Here is a 19573-nt window from a genome sequence, read left to right as displayed (position 1 = left end):
TGGTGAAGCCTAGCAGCGGCGCGCGCCCATCGCTATGGGGATATGATGCTGGTTCTCGGCCTTGAATCCTCGTGTGACGAGACGGCGGTGGCGCTGGTCGATGAAGGTCGGCAGGTCCGCGCGCAGCGGATCGCCAGCCAGGACGAGGCGCACATCCCCTTTGGCGGCGTGGTGCCCGAGCTGGCCGCGCGCGCCCATGTCGAGCGGCTGACGCCGATGGTCGCGACCGTGCTTGCCGAAGCCGGGACGCGGCTGGAGGATGTCGATGCGATTGCCGCCACCGCGGGGCCGGGGCTGATTGGCGGGGTGATGATCGGGCTTGTCACCGGCAAGGCGCTGGCGATGGCGGCGGGCAAGCCGCTGATCGCGATCAATCATCTCGAAGGCCATGCGCTCTCGCCGCGCCTGGCCGATCCGGCGCTCGATTTCCCCTATCTGCTGCTGCTCGTGTCCGGCGGCCATTGCCAGCTGCTCGCGGTCGAAGGCGTCGGCCGCTATCGTCGGCTTGCGACCACCATCGACGATGCCGTGGGCGAAGCCTTTGACAAATCCGCCAAGGTCATCGGCCTTGGCTTTCCCGGTGGCCCGGCCGTCGAGCGCGCCGCGCGGGCCGGCGATCCGGCCCGCTTTCCTCTGCCGCGCCCGCTGGTTGGCAGCGCCGAACCGCATTTCAGCTTTGCGGGCCTGAAGTCGGCGGTGCTGCGCGGCTGGTCGGCGCTTGAGGCGCCTGATGCGCAGGCGCAGGCCGACATGGCGGCTTCCTTTCAGCACGCCGCCACCGATTGCCTGGTCGACCGCACCGCCCGCGCGCTGACCCGTGCCGAAGGGCCGCTGGTCGTTGCCGGCGGGGTGGCGTCGAATGCTCACATCCGCGCCGCGCTTTCGGCGCTGGCCGAGGCGCATGGCCGCCGCTTCGTCGCGCCGCCGCCCTGGCTCTGCACCGACAATGCGGCGATGATCGGCTGGGCTGGTATCGAACGGTTGCAGCTGGGTCAGGTCGATCAGCTCGATGCGCCGGCGCGCGCCCGCTGGCCGCTCGATCCCACCGCCGAGCCGGTGCGCGGCGCGGGCGCAAAGGCATGACCATCGGGGTGATCGGGGGCGGTGCCTGGGGCACGGCGCTGGCGCAGACCATGGCCGATGGTCCGATGGGCGAAGATGTGCTGCTCTGGGCGCGCGAAGCCCAGGTCGTGGCCGACATCAACACACTGCATGAGAACCGCGCTTTTCTGCCCGGCGTGAAGCTGGCGCCCCGGCTGTGCGCATGCGAGGATCTGGGGGCGCTGGCGGCCGCCGATGTCTGGCTGGTCGTGTCGCCGGCGCAGCATCTTCGCCGCGTGCTCGCCGCCGCCCCGTTGGCGCGCCGGCCGACGCTTGTGTTGTGCGCTAAGGGGCTGGAGGCCGGCAGCCACAAGCTGATGGCCGAAGTCGTCCGTGACGTCGCCGACCTGCCGCTGGCCGTGCTATCCGGCCCCACCTTCGCCGCTGAAGTAGCGCGCGGTTTGCCGACCGCAGCCACGCTGGCCTGCGAGGATGACCAGCTGGGCGCGGCGCTAGTGCAACGCCTCGTGCGAGGCCATTTGCGGCTCTACCAGTCCGAAGATGTGGTCGGCGCGGAAATCGGCGGTGCTGTGAAGAATGTGCTGGCCATCGGCTGCGGTGTTGTCGAAGGCGCAGGCCTCGGTCTCAATGCCCGCGCTGCGCTGATTGCGCGCGGCTTTGCCGAAATGCAGCGCTTCGGTGTGGCCCGCGGGGCGCGGCCCGAAACGCTCGCCGGCCTGTCGGGGCTGGGCGATCTGGTGCTGACCTGCACTTCGACCAATAGCCGCAACTTCAGCCTTGGCGTCGGCCTTGGCCGGGGCCAGCCGGCGGCCGAGCTGCTTGCCAATGCCCGCACGGTGGCCGAAGGTGCCGCCACAGCGCCGGTGCTGGTGGCCGCCGCCCGCGCTGTCGGCGTGGACATGCCGATTGCCAGCGCAGTTGCTGAACTCCTGGACGGCGCGTCCTTGACTGACACTGTCAATGCCCTGCTCGCCCGGCCGCTCAGGGCCGAATAGCGGCTAGAAATCTACGGCAATGCCGCCCTTTTCCCAGTCCCCGTAGCGGACCGGGTCCAGCCCGTCGCGGCCGCCGATTTCCCTGGCCGGTGGGGCCTTGGCGGGTGCATCGCCCTTCTTGTCGGTTTCGGGGGCTGGCGCGGGGGGTGTTTTCTCGGTCATGGTGCATAGCTAGGCCGATCGTCGGCCCGCGAAAAGGGGGGGCGACCATTGAGCATCCTTGAAGGCCGTGTCATTGCGGTCACCGGTGCGGCCAGCGGCATCGGCCGCGCGCTGGCGCTGGCGCTGGCTGGCCGCGGTGCCCGTCTTGCGCTTGCTGACCGTGATGAAGCGGGCCTCGCCGAAACCATCGCCATGCTCGGCAATGCCCATGTCTGGTCGAGCGCCTTTGACGTGACCGACACGGCGGCGCTTCAGGCGTTCATCGACGGGGCCGCTGCTGAATTCAGCCAGCTCGATGGCCTCATCAACAATGCCGGCCTGACGATTGTGGCGCCCTTCGCCGATTGCCCGAAGGACCGGTTCGATCTGGTCATGCGCGTCAATTTCGACGCTGTGGTCGAAGGCTGCCGCGCGGCCCTGCCGCACCTGCGCCAGCGCGATCAGGCGTGGCTGGTGAACATTTCCTCGGTGTTCGGCATGATGGGCTATCCCACCCAGTCCGCCTATAATGCCAGCAAGTTCGCCGTGCGCGGCCTGACCGAGGCGCTCTATCTCGAACTCGGCGAGACCGACCCGCAGATCACCGTCATTCGCGTGCATCCGGGCGGCATCAAGACCAATGTTGCAAGGAACGCCGAGAACATCGCCGCCATGCCCGGCACCGACCCGGCCCTTGACCCGGCCGCCGAATTCGAGAAAGCCGCGCGCACCACGCCCGAAGCCGCCGCACAAACCATCGTGCGCGGCATGGAGAGACGCCAGCACCGGGTGCTCATCGGCCCCGATGCCCGGCTGATCGACTGGATGGTGCGGTTCTTTCCGGTCAGTCACGCCCGGCGGCTGGGTGCATTTTTGGGAGGCGGCAATCGCCAGACATAGGCCCTCGGGCGCAGAGCAACCAACCGCAGGCGTGCCCGCCCGCCGCGCCGCACTGAAGCTGCTGATGGCCGTGCTCGGCCGCGGCACGCCGCTTGAACTGGCGCTGGAGGGTGCGCTCAGTGATGTGCGGCTGCCGCAGGACCGGGCGCTGGCCCGTAACCTCGCCGCCACCGTGCTGCGCTGGCTTCCCGATCTCGACGTGATGATCGATTCGGCCACCGCGAAACGGCTGCCCGAGGATTCGCGCGCCCGCATGGTGCTGCGCATCGCGCTGGCGGGCTGGCAGAAGCTCGATACGCCGCCCCATGCCGTTGTCTCGACGGCGCTGCCGCTGGTCGAGGGTGGCCCGCGCCGCCTCGTTCACGGTGTTCTGGGAACCTTGCTGCGCGGTGACCTGCGCCTGGCCGACGCGCCGCATCTGCCCGATCTTTTTGCCGTGCGCTGGGCGATGGACTGGGGTGCGGATGTTGCCGACGCGGCCAGCCGCATGCTGGCCCATGAGCCGGCCACGGATCTTGCCCTGCGCGAACCTGCCGACACCGCGCGCCTGGCCGAGGCGCTGGGCGCGACCAGCCTTGCGCCGGGCCATTTGCGTGTGCCTCGGGACCGTGAGCTTGGCGCGCTCACCGATTGGCCCGGCTTTGCCGAGGGCGACTGGTGGGTGCAGGATTTCTCCGCCTCGCTGCCGGTGCGCCTGCTCGGAGCGCAGCGCGGGGACAGCGTGCTCGATATGTGCGCCGCGCCCGGAGGCAAGACGATGCAGCTGGCCGCCCTCGGGGCCGAGGTCACCGCGCTCGATGTCTCCGAGGCGCGGCTGGCGCGCGTGGCCGAAAATCTGGCCCGTACGGGTCTCTCCGCCCGGCTTGAGGCGGGTGATGCGCTGCGCTGGGAGCCGGGGCGGCTGTTTGACCGGATCCTGCTCGACGCGCCCTGCTCGGCCACCGGCATCTTCCGCCGCCATCCCGATGTGCTGCACCTGAAGGGCGCGCGAGACCTCGCGCCGCTAACGCTGTTGCAGGCCGCCTTGCTGCGCCGTGCCGCGAGCTGGCTCAAACCGGGCGGCACGCTCGTCTATGCCACCTGCTCGCTCGATCCGCGCGAGGGCGAGCGCATCGCCGAGCGCATCATCGCCGGATTGCCGCGCGCGCCGATTGCGGCCGAGGAATTGCCCGTAGGCCTCGTCCCCACGCCCGAAGGCTGGGTCCGCACGCTGCCTGGCCAGCTCGAAGCCGAGGGCGGGCTGGACGGCTTCTTCATCGCGCGTTTTCGCAAGCTGGCGGACTGATGGCGCGGCTTGAAGATCCCCGCATCTGGCGCGTGGCGCTCGGCCTCACCATGGCAGCGGGCTTCACCGATGCGGTTGGCTGGATCAGCACCGGCGGGCTGTTCGTGTCGTTCATGAGCGGCAATGTCACCAAGCTCGGGCTCGGCTTGGCCGGCGTGCTGGACAATGCCCTGCTCGGCGCGGCCTTGCTGGCGTCGTTCGTGGCCGGTGTTGTTCTGGGCTCCACGGTTGGCCGGGCTGCTGGCGATATGCAGGCCTATGCCGTGCTGAGGCTGGTCGCGCTGCTGATGGCGCTGTCCGCAGCGCTGCTCTCGAGCGGCACCATGGTGCCGGCCGTGCTGCTGCTTGCGGCTGCCATGGGCGCCAAGAACACCGCCTTCGCCGAAGACGGCGAGGTCAAGGTCGGCCTCACCTATCTCACCGGCGCGCTGGTGCGGCTGGGCAAGCGCATCGCGACCGCGCTTCATGGCGGGGACCGCTGGGGCTGGCTGGCGCCGCTCGGCCTTTTTGCGGCCATGCTTGGGGGCGCGACGCTGGGCGCGCTCGCCAGCCTCGCCTGGGGCCCGCGCGCGCTGTGGGTGGCAGTCGTCGCCGTGGTCCTGATGGCCATGGTGGTGCGGCGATTGGCAACGTCGCTACAGCCGGGCTGATTTTCCCCCGCATCCCACTGGAGCGCGCCGCGCGGCGCTGCTAGGGACAGGCCATGCAACAGCCGGTCCGCATCGCGCCCTCAATCCTGTCCGCCGATTTCGCCCGGCTGGGCGAGGAGGTGCGCGCCATCGACGCCGCCGGAGCCGATTATGTCCATGTCGATGTCATGGACGGGCATTTTGTCCCCAACATCACCATCGGCCCGATGGTGGTGAAGGCGCTGCGCCCGCACACGACGCTGCCGCTCGATGTGCATCTGATGATCTCGCCCGCCGATCCCTATCTGGATGCCTTTGCCGAAGCCGGCGCGGATATCCTGACCGTGCATCCCGAAGCCGGGCCGCATCTTCATCGCAGCCTCCAGCGCATCAAGGCGCTCGGCAAGAAGGCGGGCGTCTCGCTCAACCCGGCCACGCCTGCCAAGATGCTCGACTATGTCCTGGAAGACGTCGATCTCGTGCTGGTGATGAGCGTCAATCCCGGCTTTGGCGGGCAGAGCTTCATCGACAGCCAGCTGCGCAAGATCGAGGCGATCCGCAAGGCCATCGACAAGACCGGCAAGGCCATCGATCTCGAAGTCGATGGCGGCATCGATCCCGAAACCGCCCGCCGCGCCGTCGCCGCCGGTGCCGATGTGCTGGTCGCCGGCACCGCCACCTTCCGCGGCGGGGCCAGCCACTATGCCGAGAATATCGCCCGGCTGCGGGGTTGACGTGGCCCGCGCTTCCGACCCGAAACCGCCCGCCGAGACCCCTGACGAGCAGCGCCGCACCTTGCAGCGGCTCGGCGGGGACAAGGGGCTGTCGCTCTCCGAACGGCTGACCGCGCGGCTTGCCGCCAGCCTTTATGCCAGTCCGCTCCATGCGCTGCGGCTGCGTGGACAGCATCCGCTCAAGCTGGTTGGCGTGGCCGCAGACCCGGTGCCTGGCAATCCCGTGATCGGCGAGCGCATCGTCGCCGGCCGGCTGATCCACGCCGGCCACACCGCGATGACGCGCGATCTCGATTTCGCTGCGCCCTCGCATCCGTTGGGCTGGCGCCAATGGGCCGACAGCTGGCTCTGGCTGCGCGATCTTGCAGCGCTTCGCCAGCCGATCGAGGCGGCAGCAGCCGTGGCCGAGCCGCTGGTCGTGCGCTGGCTGGCACGGTTCGAAAGTTTTGAACCTCAGGCCTGGCGCGCCGATGTGACCGGCCAGCGGCTGCTGATGGCACTCGGCCATGCGCCGATCATCCTGTCTTCGGCCGATCAGGACTATCGTACCCGCCTGCTCTCGGCGATGGCCACCTGGGCGCGCCACCTTGACCGCGCTGCCGGCCGCCTGCCCGAGGGTCTCGGCCGCGCGACGGCGCTCGCTGGCCTGTGGGCGGCAGGCTTGCTCATCCCCGGCGGCGAATCGCGCGCCGCCCGGGCGCTCGCCGGGCTTGAAGCGCTGCTCGGCCGTCTGGTTATGCCCGACGGCGGAGTGGCCAGCCGCGCGCCCTGCGATGCGCTGGCGCTGGCCGACCTGCTGCTGCACGCCGGCGCGGCCGCCGAGGCCGTGGGGGGCCGCCCGCCGCTGGCTTTCGCCGATGCGCTGGCGCGGCTGGTGCCGGGTCTGCGTGGCATGGCGCTGGGCGATGGCATCATCGGCGCTTGGGCTGGAAGTGCTGCCATTGCGCCGGCCATCCTCGATCGCCTGGCGCGCCAGGCGCCAAGCGGCGCCGCCCTCAACCACGGCGGCGAGGGCTCGGGCTATCACCGGCTCAGCGCTGGCAAGACGGTGATCGTCGTCGATGCCGGCCCGCCGGCGCTGGCGCGGCTGGCGCCCGAAGGCCATGCCGGCACGCTGGCCTTCGAGATGAGCGACGGCGACCAGCGGCTGATCACCAATTGCGGGGGCGTGCGCGGGCTGGCGAGCCTGCTGCCTGGCCCGCTCGCCGCCGGTTTGCGCACCACGGCCGCCCATAGCACGCTAGTCATCGCCGACACCAACAGCACCCGCATCCGCGAAGATGGCACGCTCGGGCTGGGGGTCGAGACGGTCAGCGTCGAGCAAAGATCGAGCGGTGACGGCCTGTGGCTCGAAGCCAGCCATGACGGCTATGCGCGCCGCTTCGGCCTGACCGTGGCGCGGCGGCTCTGGCTCGCGCCTGATGGCCTCGATCTGCGCGGCGAAGACATCATCGACCATGCCGCGAGCGGACTGCTCAAGCGGCGCACGCCCCGCGCGTTTGATGTTCGCTTTCATCTTGGCACCAACATCGCCGCCACGCCCACGGCCGACGGCACTGGCGCGCTGCTCAAGCTGGCCAATGGCCGCGTCTGGGCGATGAAGGCCAAGGTTGGCGGCAGCACCACCGTCGCCATCGAGCCGAGCCTGTGGATCGGGCCCGATGGCGTGATGGCGAAAACCCAGCAGCTGGTGATTTCAGGCAAGACCGAGAATGGCCGCGCGACCATCGGCTGGAGCTTCAGGCGCGCTGGCAAATGACCATGAGAAGGATGATGGAATGACGGATATCGTGCGCATCGAGCGCGCCCTGCTTTCGGTTTCGGACAAGACCGGCCTTGAGCCGCTTGCGGCCGCCCTTGTCGCCCATGGCGTCGAGCTGGTCTCCACCGGCGGCACGGCGGCGGCGCTGCGCGCCATGGGACACCGGGTGCGCGATGTCTCCGAGCTGACCGGCAGCCCGGAAATGATGGACGGCCGGGTGAAAACGCTGCATCCGCGCGTCCATGGTGGCCTGCTCGGTGTGCGCGGCAATGCCGAGCATGAGGCGGCGATGACCGCGCACGGCATTGCGCCGATCGATCTCGCCGTCATCAATCTCTATCCCTTTGCCCAGACCGTTGCCCGGGGGGCCGCGCGCGACGAGATCATCGAGAATATCGATATCGGCGGTCCGGCCATGGTCCGCTCGGCCGCCAAGAACCATGCGGCCGTCGCCATCCTCACCGACCCGGCGCAATATGAGGGCTTTCTCGCCGCACTTGCCGAGCATGCGGGGGGCACGCCGCTGGCGCTTCGCCGCCGCCTCGCCGCCGAGGCCTATGCCCATACCGCGGCCTATGATGCCGCTGTCGCCAGCTGGTTCGCCGTGGCTGATCAGGGCGAGACCTTCCCCGCCATGCTGCCGCTCGCACTTAAGCGGGCCGAAACGCTGCGCTACGGCGAGAATCCGCATCAGTCGGCAGCGCTCTACCTGCCGCAGAGCGGCGGCGGCGGCATTTCGGCGGCGCATCAGGTGCAGGGCAAGGCGCTGAGCTACAACAATCTCAACGACGCCGACGGTGCGCTGGAGCTGATCGCCGAGTTTCGCGATGCTGGCCCTGCCTGTGCCATCATCAAGCATGCCAATCCTTGCGGCGTCGCCACGGGCGAAACGCTGGCCGCCGCTTACAAGGCTGCGTTCGAGTGCGATCCCGTTTCGGCCTTTGGCGGCATCATCGCGGTCAATGCGCCGCTGGATGGCCCGACGGCCGAGGCGATCACCGACATCTTCACCGAGGTCGTCATCGCGCCCGATGCCGATGATGCCGCCCGCGCCGTCTTTGCGAAAAAGAAGAACCTGCGCCTGCTGCTCACCGGCAGCCTGCCCGACCCGCGCCGCACGGGCCTCGCGCTGCGCCAGATCGGCGGCGGCATGCTCGTCCAGACCCGCGACAATGGCAGCGTCACCCAGACTGACTGCAAGGTGGTGACCAGACGCGCCCCGAGCGACGCCGAATGGGCGGACATGCTCTTCGCCTGGACCGTTGCCCGGCATGTCAAGTCGAACGCCATCATCTATGCGCAGGGAGGTTCCACCGCCGGCATTGGCGCGGGCCAGATGAGCCGCCTCGATTCGACCCGCATTGCCGCGCGCAAGGCCGAGGATGCCGCCGAGCGCTGGGGCTGGGAACGCCCCCGCACCATCGGCTCGGCGGTTGCGTCCGATGCCTTTTTCCCCTTCCCCGACGGCCTGCTCGCCGCCGCCGATGCGGGCGCGACCGCGATCATCCAGCCCGGCGGCTCGATCAAGGATGACGAGGTCATCGCCGCTGCCGACGAGCGCGGGCTGGCCATGGTCTTCGCCGGCATGCGCCATTTCCGGCACTGAGGAGATACGCCCATGCAGACCCGCCTTGAAACTGCGCTTCGGCGTGCCCTCGAAGGCACCGGCATCCCCGGCGTGGTGGCGATGGTCGTCGATGCGGACGGGGTGCGCGCGCAGGTGGCGCTCGGCCACGCTGCCGATGCGCGCTTCAGCCTTGCCTCGATGACGAAGGCGATCGTCTCGGTCGGCGCGCTGAAGCTCGTCGAACAGGGACGTCTTGCGCTCGATGCGCCGCTGGGCGCTGTGCTTCCCGCCCTTGCCGCACCGCAGATCCTCGTCGGCTTCGAGGGTGACACGCCAATCCTCACCCCGGCCTCCACGCCAATGACCCTGCGGCACCTGCTCACCCATACTTCAGGCTTTGGCTATGACCATGTGCAGGCCGAGGTCGGCAAGGCGAGAAGGACCCCGCCGGTGCCGGGCACGTTCGACAGCATCACCATGCCGCTGCTGTTCGAGCCGGGCAGCGGCTGGGCTTACGGCGTCTCCACCGACTGGGCGGCGCTGGCGATGGCGGCGGTGATCGACGAGCCGTTGGACGTCTGGCTGACGCGGGAAATTCTCGCGCCGCTCGGCATGCATGACACCCGCTATGGCGCCGGCGATGTGCCACTGCTCATCCGCGGCGAAGGCGGCGTCATGGCCCCCTTTCCTGCCTTTTCGCTCTACGATGAAAGCCATGAGTTCATCCCCGGGGGCGCTGGCCTCGCCGGCCCGGTGGCCGATTATGCCCGCTTCGTGCAGATGCTGCTGCGCGGAGGCGATGGGATGCTCTCGGCCGAGATGGCGAAGGCCTTTGCCACCAATCAGGTCGGCGCCTTGCGCGCGGGCCTGCTGCCCTCGGTCTCTCCCTGGCTGGCCCAACCGTTCGACCCTTTGCCGGGCCAGCATTGCGGCTGGGGGCTGGGCACACTGATCAACCCCGAACCCGGGTCGGACGGGCGCTCGGCAGGCAGCCTCAGCTGGACAGGCATCGCCAACACCTATTTCTGGGTCGATGCCACCGCCGGCCTTGGCGCGATCGTGATGATGCAGCATCTGCCCTTCGCCGATCCGGCGGCCCTTGCCGTCGTCCGCGCTGCCGAGCGCGCCATCTACGCTTAGCCCGCCACTGCTGCGGCCGTTAATTCATGGGAGGAACCATGAGGGCAGGGCATGCGGATCGGCGAGCTATTGGTGGCAGCAGGGCTGGTGAGCGCGGCGGACGTGTCGGCCGCCATCGGTCGGCAGCGCCGCGAAGGGGGCCGGCTGGGGCAGAACCTCGTTGCCATGGGCGCTGTCGATGCCGACGCGCTGGCGGCCTTCATCGATGCCGTCCCGCCCGAGCCGCTGAGCGCACGCGAGACCGGGATTGATGAGAAATCGCTCGTCGACCTGATCCTCAAGACGATGACGACGCGGCCCGTCGAAACGCTGGCCGAACTCTCGGCCGCGCTCAGGCTGCCGCCCAAGGTCGTGTCCGATCTTGTCGATTTCGCCGTGCGCGGCCAGCTGCTCGGCCTTGCCGGCAGCAGCGGCGGCGCCATGGCGATGCGCTATGAGATGACCGACGCCGGCAAGCGCCGCGCCCAGGAAGCACTCGGCCGGTCGCAATATGTCGGCCCCGCCCCGGTGCCGCTCGATGTCTATGCCCATTGGCTCCAGCGCCAGAAGATCACCAATGAGGCGGTCAATGTCGAGGTCATGCAGCAGGCCTTTGAGGGGCTGGAGGTGCCGCGCAGCTTCATCGACCAGATCGGCCCGGCGGTGTGCAGTGGCCGCGCGCTGCTGATGTATGGCCCGCCCGGCAACGGCAAGACGTCGGTCGCCCAGCGGCTGGAACGGGTGTTCAGGCAGATCATCTATATTCCCCATGCCGTTGCTGTCGAAGGCCAGATCATGCAGGTGTTCGACCCCGATGTGCACCAGCCGGTGCTCGGCGAGGCGCCCTCGCTGCTCGACGGCGGCCTGCACCGCGACGAGGCGGACGCGCGCTTTGTCGCCTGCCGTCGGCCCTTCATCGTCACCGGCGGCGAGCTTACGCTCGAAATGCTCGATCTGAAGCATGAGCCGCTGGCCAATTTCTATGTCGCCCCGCTGCACATCAAGGCGTCTGGCGGCTGTCTGCTGATCGATGATTTCGGCCGCCAGCTGGTCTCGCCAACGGTGCTGCTCAACCGCTGGATCGTGCCGCTCGAAAACCGGGTCGACTATCTCAAGCTGCACACGGGCAAGTCTTTCCAGCTGCCCTTCGAAGCCGTCGTCATCCTGTCCACCAACCTCGCGCCCTCCGACCTGATGGACCCCGCCTTCCTGCGCCGCATTCCCTACAAGCTCGAAGTCGGCGCGCCCGCGCCCGAGACATGGCGGCGCATCTTCGCCGGCGTCGCCCGCGCACATGGCCTTGGCGAGCGGCTGACCGATCCGGTCGTCAGCGGCATCATCAAGACGCTCACCGAGGCCCATGGCCTTGAGCTTGCCGCCTTCCAGCCGCGCTTCATCATCGAACAAATTGTCGCCGGCTGCCGGTTCCGCGGCGTGCCGCTCGATTTCCTGCCCGAGCTTGTGGATTATGCGATCGGCAATCTGGTCGTCAGCGCCGCTGACGAGCGCGCGCCGACCCTGGCCAAGGTTGCCTGAGCCGGTTCAGGCAGTGCGGAAGGCATGGGTGATCGGGTAGCGCCGGTCGCGCCCGAAATTGCGGTGGCTGATCTTGACGCCCGGCGGCGCCTGCCGCCGCTTGTATTCGGCCAGATGCAGCAGCCGCTCGATGCGCGCGATCAGCGCCGGATCGATTCCCTCCGCGGCCAGCTCGCGCGCGGCGCGCTCATGCTCCACCAGCCCGATCAGGATCCGGTCGAGCAGGTCATAGGGCGGCAGGCTGTCCTCGTCCTTCTGGTCGGCGCGCAGCTCAGCTGATGGCGGCCTTGTGATGGTGCGCTCGGGGATCACCATGCCTTCAGGCCCCATCACACCGCGTGGGTGTTGCGCATTGCGCCACCGCGCCAGCGCAAACACGGTCGTCTTGTAGACATCCTTGAGCACCGAATAGCCGCCCGCCATGTCGCCGTAGATGGTCGCATAGCCGACCGACATCTCCGACTTGTTGCCCGTGGTCAGCAGCATCGGGCCGAACTTGTTCGAAAGCGCCATCAGCGTCAGCCCGCGGATGCGGGACTGGATATTCTCTTCCGTGGTGTCGACCGGCTTGCCCCGGAAACTGTCCGCCAGCATCGCCTCAAAGGCCGCCATCGCCCGCCCGATCGGCACTGTGTCGAGCCGGCAGCCGAGCCGCTTCGCCGTCTCGGCAGCTTCCTCAAGGCTGATGTCGGCCGTGTAGGGAGAGGGCAGCATCACGCACCAGACCCGGTCAGGCCCCAGCGCATCGACCGCCACGGCGGCTGAAACCGCGCTGTCGATGCCGCCTGAAAGCCCCAGCACAACGCCGGGAAAGCCGTTCTTGTTCACATAGTCACGCAGGCCCATCACCATCGCCTGCCAGATGGCGGCAAGGTCAGTTTCCAGCACCGCGCGCGGGCCGGGCGCGCAGGTGAAATGCCCGCTGAACGTCGGGCGGGTCCAATGGGTCACCACCACGTCCTCGGTCCAGTCGGGCTGCTGAACGGCCAGCGTGCGGTCAGGGTTCATCACGAAGCCGCCGCCATCAAAGACCAGCTCGTCCTGACCGCCAACACGGTTGAGATAGGCCAGCGGCAGCCCGGTCTCGCCCACCCGCGCTACCGCCACCGAAAGCCGCCGGTCCACCTTGCCCATCTCGAACGGCGAACCATTGGGCACCAGCAGCAGCTCGGCGCCGGTTTCTGCCAGACATTCGGGCACATCGGGAAACCAGATATCCTCGCAGATCGCCACACCCAGCCGGGCACCGCGAAACGCCAGCGGGCCAGGCAACGGGCCGGGCGCAAACACCCGGGCTTCATCGAACGTCCCGTAATTGGGCAGCTTGTGCTTGAGGCTGAGCGAGACCTTGCCGCCGTCGATCAGCGCGGCTGCATTGTGCAGCCTGTCGTCCTTGCGCCACGGAAGGCCGACGAGCATCGCCGGGCCGCCGTCCTCGCTGGCGGCGCGCAGCCGCTCCAGCGTCGCCGCTGCGGCTTCGACCAGCGCCGGTTTCAGCACAAGGTCTTCAGGCGGGTAGCCGATCAGGCTCAGCTCGGGCGTGGCGATCAGGTCAGCGTCGCCGTGCGCGGCGCGAACGGCCAGAATCGCATCCATGTTGGCGCCAAGATCACCAACGCGCGAATTGAGCTGGGCAAGGGCGATGGTGAGACGCTTGGTCATGCCGCGCGTTTAGGGGGCGGGCGCCGGGTCGGCAACTGCGGCGTTTGCCGCCGCCACGTCGCGCGCCACCGAGGCCAGCAGCGCCGGCGCATCGAACACGATCCCGTCCTTGATCGTCCAGCGGATGCCGCCGATGCGCTCCTGCCGGTTGGTCGCGTCGTTCAGCCGCTCGGTGCCGGTGCCATAAAGCGTCTTGAAATTGGCCAGCGGATTTTCCGGCGCAATCACCATGTCGGCGCGCATGCCGACGCGGATCAGCCCGAAATCAGGGGCCTCGCCCTTGGGCTCCATCAGCGTGGTCGCGCCGTTGATGGTTGCGGCTTGGATCACTTCGAGCGGCGCGAAACCAGCTTCCTGCAGCATCTCAAGCTCGAGAATATAGCCGAACCCCCAGCTCTGCCAGATGAAGCCGGGGTCGGAGCCGGTTGTCACTCGTCCGCCCATGTTCTTGTAATCATTGATGAGCCGCATGTAGCGCCCATAGAAATTGCGCCATGTCACTTCGTTGGTGCTGGTCCAGTCGAAGAAATAGCTGCCGTGATTGTCCCGGTTCGACAGGAAGAAGTTACGCAGCACCGGGGGGGTGTAACGAACATGCCAATCTGCATTTTTCGCGCGCATCAGGTCGCGCGAGGCGGAGTAGATGTTGAAGGTCGGGTCAAAGACAACGCCGGTGGCGAGCTGGGCCTTCAGATAGGCCTGCCATTCCGGCCCGCCGGGCGGGTGAATCTGGTCCCAGATCTCGGCGATCCCACCGAAGCGCTGCTGCTCATTGTTGAAATTATAGTCGGCCGGCGTGTCCTGCACCCGGCGCCCGTCGAGCATCGATTCGAAATGGCCATAGAAATGGGCGACCGTGCCCAGCCCCAGCGTCTTGGCCTCGTCGATCGCCGCGCGCACGATGGCCGGTGTCTCGTCGCCGCGGTTGAAGAACTTGATCCCGTCGATGCCGGCCCTGGCGGCCCAGCGCACCCATTCCCGCGCTTTTTCGGGAGACTGGACGCGCCCGCCGTCCCAGCCCGAGCCAAGCGTCTGGTAGGCGAAGATGCGCGGTGCATCGATCTCGCCTCTTGCCGCCAGACGCTTTTCTTCGAGGGCGCGCGCGGCATTGCCGCCATAGAGCGGGTTGCCGCGGATCGTCGTCACGCCGTGCGCGAGCCAGAGCCGGAAGGCATAGCTCGGGTCGGGCATCTTCTGCGCATCGCCCTGGTGGCCGTGCATGTCGACAAAGCCGGGCAGCACATACATGCCGGTGGCGTCGATCTCGCGCGTGGCGTCTTGCGGTGGCCGATTCTGCGCCATTGCCAGCCCCGGCGTGCCGGCACTGCGGATCTCGGCGATTCGCCCGTTTTTCACGATGATGTCAGCCGGGCCATAGGGTGGCCCGGCATTTCCGGTGATGACCGTGGCCCCGCGAATGACCAGTGTCTCATAGGGCCCCGCGCCGAAGCTCGCCTTTGGCGTCGGCTGCATCTGTGCGGCGAGTGGCGCTCCGAGCGCCAGCGCCAGCGCAGCTGCGAGCAGGTTTCTTAAGGCCATGCAGACTCCCCTTCACCCATCAGCATAACTGCTTGGCGCCCCCTTTCAATTGCGGCTAGCGTGGCGCTTATGGGATTTGATCAACTGATCTGGGCGCTGCCGGGCTATCTGCTCGGATCCGTCCCCTTTGGCCTGCTGCTCACGCGAATGGTCGGCGTGGATATCCGCACCATCGGCTCGGGCAACATCGGCACCACCAATGTGCTGCGTACGGGCAACAAGGGGCTTGCCGCAGCCACGCTGCTGCTTGACGCCGGCAAGGGGGCGGCGGCTGTTCTTCTGGCATCTAGCTTCGCCGGCGCCGGTGCGGGCATGCTTGCCGGGCTGGCGGCCTTTGCCGGCCATCTCTGGCCGGTCTGGCTCGGCTTCCGCGGCGGCAAGGGCGTCGCCACGCTGCTTGGTGTCGCGCTGGCGGCGGTTCCGCTTGCCGGGCTGGCGGCGCTCGTCACCTGGCTGCTGGGCGCGCTTCTCACCCGCTATTCCTCGGTCGGCGGCATGGCGGCCGCACTTGCGGCACCGCTGGCCGCGCTGGCGCTGGGCAAGAGCCATTCGGCCGCGACACTGGCCGTGATGGCGCTGCTCCTGATCTGGAAGCACCGCGACAACATCAGCCGGCTGCGCGCTGGCACCGAGAGCCGGATCGGCCAGAAGGGATGATTGCCGACGCCGCCGACCGGCTGCGCCTCATTCGCACGCCCACCATCGGCCCGGTCACCTATCGACAGCTGATGGCCCGCTTCGGCAATGCCAGCGCGGCGCTGGCGGCGCTGCCCGAGCTTGCCGCCCGTGGCCGCCGCAAGCTCGATGTGCCCAGCCTCGCGGTGGCCGAAGACGAGCTGGCCAGCTATCAGCGGCTCGGTGCCCAGCTGCTGTTTGTCGGCAGCCCCGGCTATCCCGCGCTGCTCGCCGCGACCGAAACGGCGCCGCCGCTGCTCACGGCCCTGGGAGACGCCAGCCTTGCCGACCGCGCCTGTCTCGGCGTGGTGGGCGCGCGCAACGCCAGCGCCGCCGGTGTCCGCCTCGCCCGGCGCTGGAGCGAGGAGCTTGCCGCCCGCGATCTGGTCATCGTTTCGGGTCTGGCGCGCGGCATCGATACGGCTGCCCATATCGGTGCCATCGCTGGCGGCACCATCGCCGTCATCGCCGGCGGCATCGATGTTGTCTATCCGCCCGAGAATCAGGGGCTGATGGCGCGCATCGCCGAAGAAGGGCTGGTGCTCGCCGAGCAGCCGCCCGGTGTGCAGCCACAGGCGCGGCATTTCCCCCGGCGCAATCGCATCATTGCCGGGCTGGCGGCAGGCACGCTGGTCATCGAGGCGGCCCCGCGCTCGGGCTCGCTGATCACGGCCCGGCTTGCGGCCGACTATGGCCGTGAGGTGATGGCCGTGCCGGGCAGCCCGCTCGATCCCCGGGCCCAGGGCTGCAACCAGCTCATCCGCGAAGGGGCCACGCTGGTTCAAAGTGCCGATGATGTCCTCGAGGCGCTGTCGGCGTTCGATGCCGATGGCCGTGGCGGGACGCTTGGCGGGCGCTTCCAACTCGCCGAAATCACGGGTGACTATGACGTGGCAGCCGCTGCCCCCGAGGAGGTTCGCACAGCGCTCACCGGGCTGCTCTCGCCCGCCCCTGTCGCCATCGACGAGCTGGTGCGACAATCGGGCTATCCGGCCGCCATGGTCGCCCATGTGCTGCTCGATCTTGAACTTGAAGGCGCGCTGGAGCGCCACGCCGGCGGCCGCGTCGCGCGCGCCTGAAAATGCAAAGCCGCTTGACGGCAGGGCCTTGCTCTCGCCACCTTCGCGCGTAAGCCAGCGAAGAAAGCGACCGCGCAACCATGCAACTCGTCATTGTCGAATCGCCTGCCAAGGCGAAGACGATCAATAAGTATCTCGGCCGGGACTATGAAGTGCTGGCCAGCTTCGGCCATGTCCGTGATCTCGCGGTGCGCGACGGCTCGGTCGATCCCGACAATGATTTCGCCATGGACTGGGAGGTCTCCGCCGACCGCAGCCGCCAGCTGAAGGAGATTGGCGACGCCGCCAAGCGCGCCGACAGCGTCATCCTTGCCACCGACCCCGACCGCGAAGGCGAGGCGATCTCCTGGCACCTTACCGAATGGCTGGTGAAGAAGAAGCTGATGCCCAAGGGCGGCGCCCAGCGCGTCACCTTCAACGCCATCACCAAGGATGCTGTGACCAAGGCGATGCAGGCGCCGCGTGCGCTCGATACAGCGCTGATCGATGCCTATCGGGCGCGGCGTGCGCTTGATTATCTTGTCGGCTTCACGCTCTCGCCAGTGCTGTGGCGCAAGCTGCCCGGCGCCAGGAGCGCGGGCCGCGTGCAGTCGGTCGCGCTGCGCCTCGTCTGCGAACGCGAGGCGGAGATCGAAGCCCATGTGCCGCGCGAATATTGGAAGGTCAGCGCGCGCCTTGCCTCCGCCATGGGCGAGCCCTTCACCGCCCGTCTCGCCGTCCTCGACGGCGACAAGCTCGAACAGTTCGATCTTGCCAATGAAGCCGATGCCGAGGCCGCCCGTGCCCGCGTCGCGGCCGCTCGCTTCACCGTCACGGCAGTCGAGACAAGGCCGGCCACGCGCAATCCCTATGCCCCGTTCACCACCTCGACGCTTCAGCAGGAAGCTTCGAAAAAGCTGGGCCTGTCCGCTGACCAGACCATGCGCCTCGCCCAGCAGCTCTACGAGGCGGGCCGCATCACCTATATGCGCACCGACGGGGTCCAGATGGCGCCCGAAGCCATTGCCGCCGTGCGCGAGGTCATCGCCCAGGATTTCGGCCGCGGCCTCGACACGCTGCCCGAAAAACCCCGCCACTATGCCACCAAGGCCAAGAACGCCCAGGAAGCGCATGAAGCGATTCGCCCCACTGACCTTGCCGCGCGGCCGGCGCGCGCGCCTTCAAGCGAGGCGGACAAGCTCTATGCGCTGATCTGGAAGCGCACCATCGCCAGCCAGATGGCCAGCGCCCGGCTCGAGCGCACCAGCGTCACGCTAGAGGACGAAGACCGGATGCTCGGCCTGCGCGCGTCGGGGCAGGTGATCGTCAGCCCCGGCTTTCTCGCCGTCTATAGTGAAACCCGCGAGGACACGCCCGCCGATGATAGCGATGACGAGGACAGCAACGACGAACGCCGCCTGCCGCGCCTGCGCGAGCGGGAGGCCTGCGCCACCCAGTCGGCCGACGCGAAGCAGAGCTTCACCCAGCCGCCGCCGCGCTACAGCGAAGCCAGCCTCGTCAAGCGCATGGAAGAGCTGGGCATCGGTCGTCCCTCGACCTATGCCTCTATCCTGCAGGTGCTCAAGGACCGCAATTATGTGAGGCTGGAGGCCAAGCGCTTTCATGCCGAGGAGAAGGGTCGGCTGCTGACCGCCTTTCTGGAGCGCTTCTTCGATACCTATGTCGAATATGATTATACCGCCTCGCTCGAAGGCGAGCTCGACGAGGTTTCGGCCGGCGCGCGCGACTGGCTGGCGCTGCTGCGCGCCTTCTGGGCCGATTTCGAGGCGCGCACCAGGGACGTACTCGAAATCCGCCCCTCCGATGTCACCAAGGCGCTCGATGAATGGCTCGAGCCGATGCTGTTTCCCGAGCGCGCCGATGGCGAAGACCCGCGCCTGTGCCCCGCATGCAACGCCGGTCGTCTTGGTCTCAAGACCGGCAAGTTCGGGGCCTTTGTCGGCTGCTCCAACTATCCCGAGTGCCGCTACACCCGGCAGTTCGGCACCGAAAGCGCGGCGAAGGAAAGCAATGGGCCGATGCTGCTCGGCATCGATCCCGCCAGCGGCGAGCCCGTGACCCTGCGCGACGGCCGCTTCGGCGCCTATGTCCAGATCGGCGAGGCTGAAAAGCCGCCGCGTGCCAGCATCCCCAAGGACATGACCGTGGAAGGCCCGGATGATCTCGACACCGCGCTCAAGCTGCTCGCCCTGCCGCGCACCATCGGCGACCATCCCGAAACCGGCGAGCCGATCATCGCCAGCATTGGCCGCTACGGCCCCTATCTCAAGCATATGGGCAAATATGCGAAGCTCGGTTCGTCTGCCGAAGTGTTCGAGACCGGCATGAACGCGGCCGTCGTCAAGCTGGCCGAGGCGGCGGCAGCGAAACCGGGGCGCGGCGCAGCCCAGCCGCCGCTCAAGGAACTTGGCGCGCATCCCGCCACCGGCGTGCCGATCCGGCTGCTCAATGGCCGCTATGGACCCTATTTTTCGGATGGCACCACCAACGCCAATGTGCCCAAGGACCGCGACGGCCTGACCATCAGCCTGGAAGAAGCCGCCGCGCTGATCGACGCGCGGGCGGCCATGCCGGCGCGCGGCAAGAAGAAGCCAGCGCGAAAGACCGCCGCGAAGAAGGCCCCGGCGAAGAAGGCGGCCAAGAAGAAAGCCGGCTGACCCCCCGGTGCGGCGTTTCTGTCGGAAATTTACAATATCTCGCAATCGGGGCGGGTTATCCAGAGTCCGCGACCCGAGGGGAGCCCCGAGGCTGGCAACCGAGCCGCTGCGGCGCATCTCCTGAACTTGCCGGCCCGGAGCGAGACCCCGCTTCGGGCCGTTTTTTTTCGGCTGTTGCAGCCGTGGCTGATGCTGTTCCGTAAAGAACCATGTGTTAAACTCCTCGGTGAA

Annotated in this window: 16 protein-coding genes; 13 read left to right on the top strand and 3 right to left on the bottom strand. The window is 68.2% G+C overall.

The features are described from left to right. The first annotated feature begins 42 nt into the window (after nucleotides 1–42). Both tsaD and ACMVO5_RS09045 read left to right on the top strand, forming a co-directional pair. Nucleotides 43–1083 (top strand): tRNA (adenosine(37)-N6)-threonylcarbamoyltransferase complex transferase subunit TsaD, encoded by a 1041-nt coding sequence (gene tsaD, locus ACMVO5_RS09050; protein ID WP_416907193.1) that lies wholly within the window; start codon nucleotides 43–45, stop codon nucleotides 1081–1083. Then, nucleotides 1080–2057 carry an NAD(P)H-dependent glycerol-3-phosphate dehydrogenase gene (locus ACMVO5_RS09045; RefSeq protein ID WP_416907192.1) on the top strand — a complete coding sequence of 326 codons (978 nt, stop codon included), beginning with the start codon at nucleotides 1080–1082 and terminating at the stop codon, nucleotides 2055–2057. The genes tsaD and ACMVO5_RS09045 overlap by 4 nt, the downstream gene beginning before the upstream one ends. A gap of 3 nt (nucleotides 2058–2060) precedes the next feature. Here the strand turns inward: ACMVO5_RS09045 and ACMVO5_RS09040 are convergent, their stop codons facing one another. Next, nucleotides 2061–2219 (bottom strand): DUF1674 domain-containing protein, encoded by a 159-nt coding sequence (locus tag ACMVO5_RS09040; protein WP_416907191.1) that lies wholly within the window; start codon nucleotides 2217–2219, stop codon nucleotides 2061–2063. Nucleotides 2220–2267: 48 nt separating this feature from the next. On the opposite strand from ACMVO5_RS09040, the gene ACMVO5_RS09035 reads away from it, so the two are divergent. The 8 genes from ACMVO5_RS09035 to ACMVO5_RS09000 are packed head-to-tail and all read left to right on the top strand — an operon-like array spanning nucleotide 2268 to nucleotide 11730. Beyond that, a complete protein-coding gene (locus tag ACMVO5_RS09035; protein WP_416907190.1) occupies nucleotides 2268–3098 on the top strand; it encodes an SDR family NAD(P)-dependent oxidoreductase in 831 nt (276 codons plus the stop codon). 31 nt (nucleotides 3099–3129) lie between these two features. Next, the gene (locus tag ACMVO5_RS09030; RefSeq protein ID WP_416907189.1) at nucleotides 3130–4383 is read left to right on the top strand and encodes an RsmB/NOP family class I SAM-dependent RNA methyltransferase; all 1254 of its coding nucleotides are present in this window, start codon (nucleotides 3130–3132) and stop codon (nucleotides 4381–4383) included. Beyond that, nucleotides 4383–5033: a YoaK family protein gene (locus tag ACMVO5_RS09025; protein WP_416907188.1), complete on the top strand. Its 651-nt coding sequence runs from the start codon at nucleotides 4383–4385 to the stop codon at nucleotides 5031–5033. Before ACMVO5_RS09030 ends, ACMVO5_RS09025 begins: the two co-directional genes overlap by 1 nt. A gap of 53 nt (nucleotides 5034–5086) precedes the next feature. Next, nucleotides 5087–5746, top strand: a complete 660-nt coding sequence (gene rpe, locus ACMVO5_RS09020) for a ribulose-phosphate 3-epimerase (protein WP_416907187.1) — start codon at nucleotides 5087–5089, stop codon at nucleotides 5744–5746. 1 nt (nucleotide 5747) lies between these two features. Continuing rightward, a complete protein-coding gene (locus tag ACMVO5_RS09015) occupies nucleotides 5748–7505 on the top strand; it encodes a heparinase II/III family protein (RefSeq protein ID WP_416907186.1) in 1758 nt (585 codons plus the stop codon). Nucleotides 7506–7524: 19 nt separating this feature from the next. Continuing rightward, complete coding sequence (gene purH / locus ACMVO5_RS09010; protein ID WP_416907185.1) at nucleotides 7525–9114, top strand: bifunctional phosphoribosylaminoimidazolecarboxamide formyltransferase/IMP cyclohydrolase; 1590 nt, start codon at nucleotides 7525–7527, stop codon at nucleotides 9112–9114. A 12-nt stretch (nucleotides 9115–9126) separates the two neighbouring features. Beyond that, complete coding sequence (locus ACMVO5_RS09005) at nucleotides 9127–10215, top strand: serine hydrolase domain-containing protein (protein ID WP_416907184.1); 1089 nt, start codon at nucleotides 9127–9129, stop codon at nucleotides 10213–10215. Between the two features lie 51 nt (nucleotides 10216–10266). Beyond that, nucleotides 10267–11730, top strand: a complete 1464-nt coding sequence (locus ACMVO5_RS09000) for a hypothetical protein (protein ID WP_416907183.1) — start codon at nucleotides 10267–10269, stop codon at nucleotides 11728–11730. Between the two features lie 6 nt (nucleotides 11731–11736). Here the strand turns inward: ACMVO5_RS09000 and ACMVO5_RS08995 are convergent, their stop codons facing one another. Continuing rightward, complete coding sequence (locus tag ACMVO5_RS08995) at nucleotides 11737–13392, bottom strand: NAD+ synthase (RefSeq protein WP_416907182.1); 1656 nt, start codon at nucleotides 13390–13392, stop codon at nucleotides 11737–11739. A gap of 9 nt (nucleotides 13393–13401) precedes the next feature. Next, nucleotides 13402–14931, bottom strand: a complete 1530-nt coding sequence (locus ACMVO5_RS08990) for an amidohydrolase family protein (protein WP_416907181.1) — start codon at nucleotides 14929–14931, stop codon at nucleotides 13402–13404. 69 nt (nucleotides 14932–15000) lie between these two features. On the opposite strand from ACMVO5_RS08990, the gene plsY reads away from it, so the two are divergent. The 3 genes from plsY (at nucleotide 15001) to topA (ending at nucleotide 19342) form a co-directional block, all read left to right on the top strand. After that, complete coding sequence (gene plsY / locus ACMVO5_RS08985) at nucleotides 15001–15588, top strand: glycerol-3-phosphate 1-O-acyltransferase PlsY (RefSeq protein ID WP_416907180.1); 588 nt, start codon at nucleotides 15001–15003, stop codon at nucleotides 15586–15588. After that, entirely contained in the window at nucleotides 15585–16685 is a 1101-nt protein-coding gene (dprA, locus tag ACMVO5_RS08980; RefSeq protein WP_416907179.1) for a DNA-processing protein DprA, read from the top strand. Before plsY ends, dprA begins: the two co-directional genes overlap by 4 nt. Nucleotides 16686–16765: 80 nt before the next feature. After that, nucleotides 16766–19342 carry a type I DNA topoisomerase gene (topA, locus tag ACMVO5_RS08975; RefSeq protein WP_416907178.1) on the top strand — a complete coding sequence of 859 codons (2577 nt, stop codon included), beginning with the start codon at nucleotides 16766–16768 and terminating at the stop codon, nucleotides 19340–19342. The last annotated feature ends 231 nt before the right edge of the window (nucleotides 19343–19573 follow it).

Origin of the sequence: Polymorphobacter sp. (assembly GCF_048007885.1) — a bacterium.
Classification (GTDB): domain Bacteria; phylum Pseudomonadota; class Alphaproteobacteria; order Sphingomonadales; family Sphingomonadaceae; genus Sandarakinorhabdus.
The sequence above is the reverse complement of the archived record's forward strand: the minus strand, read 5'-3'. Positions and strand labels throughout refer to the sequence as shown.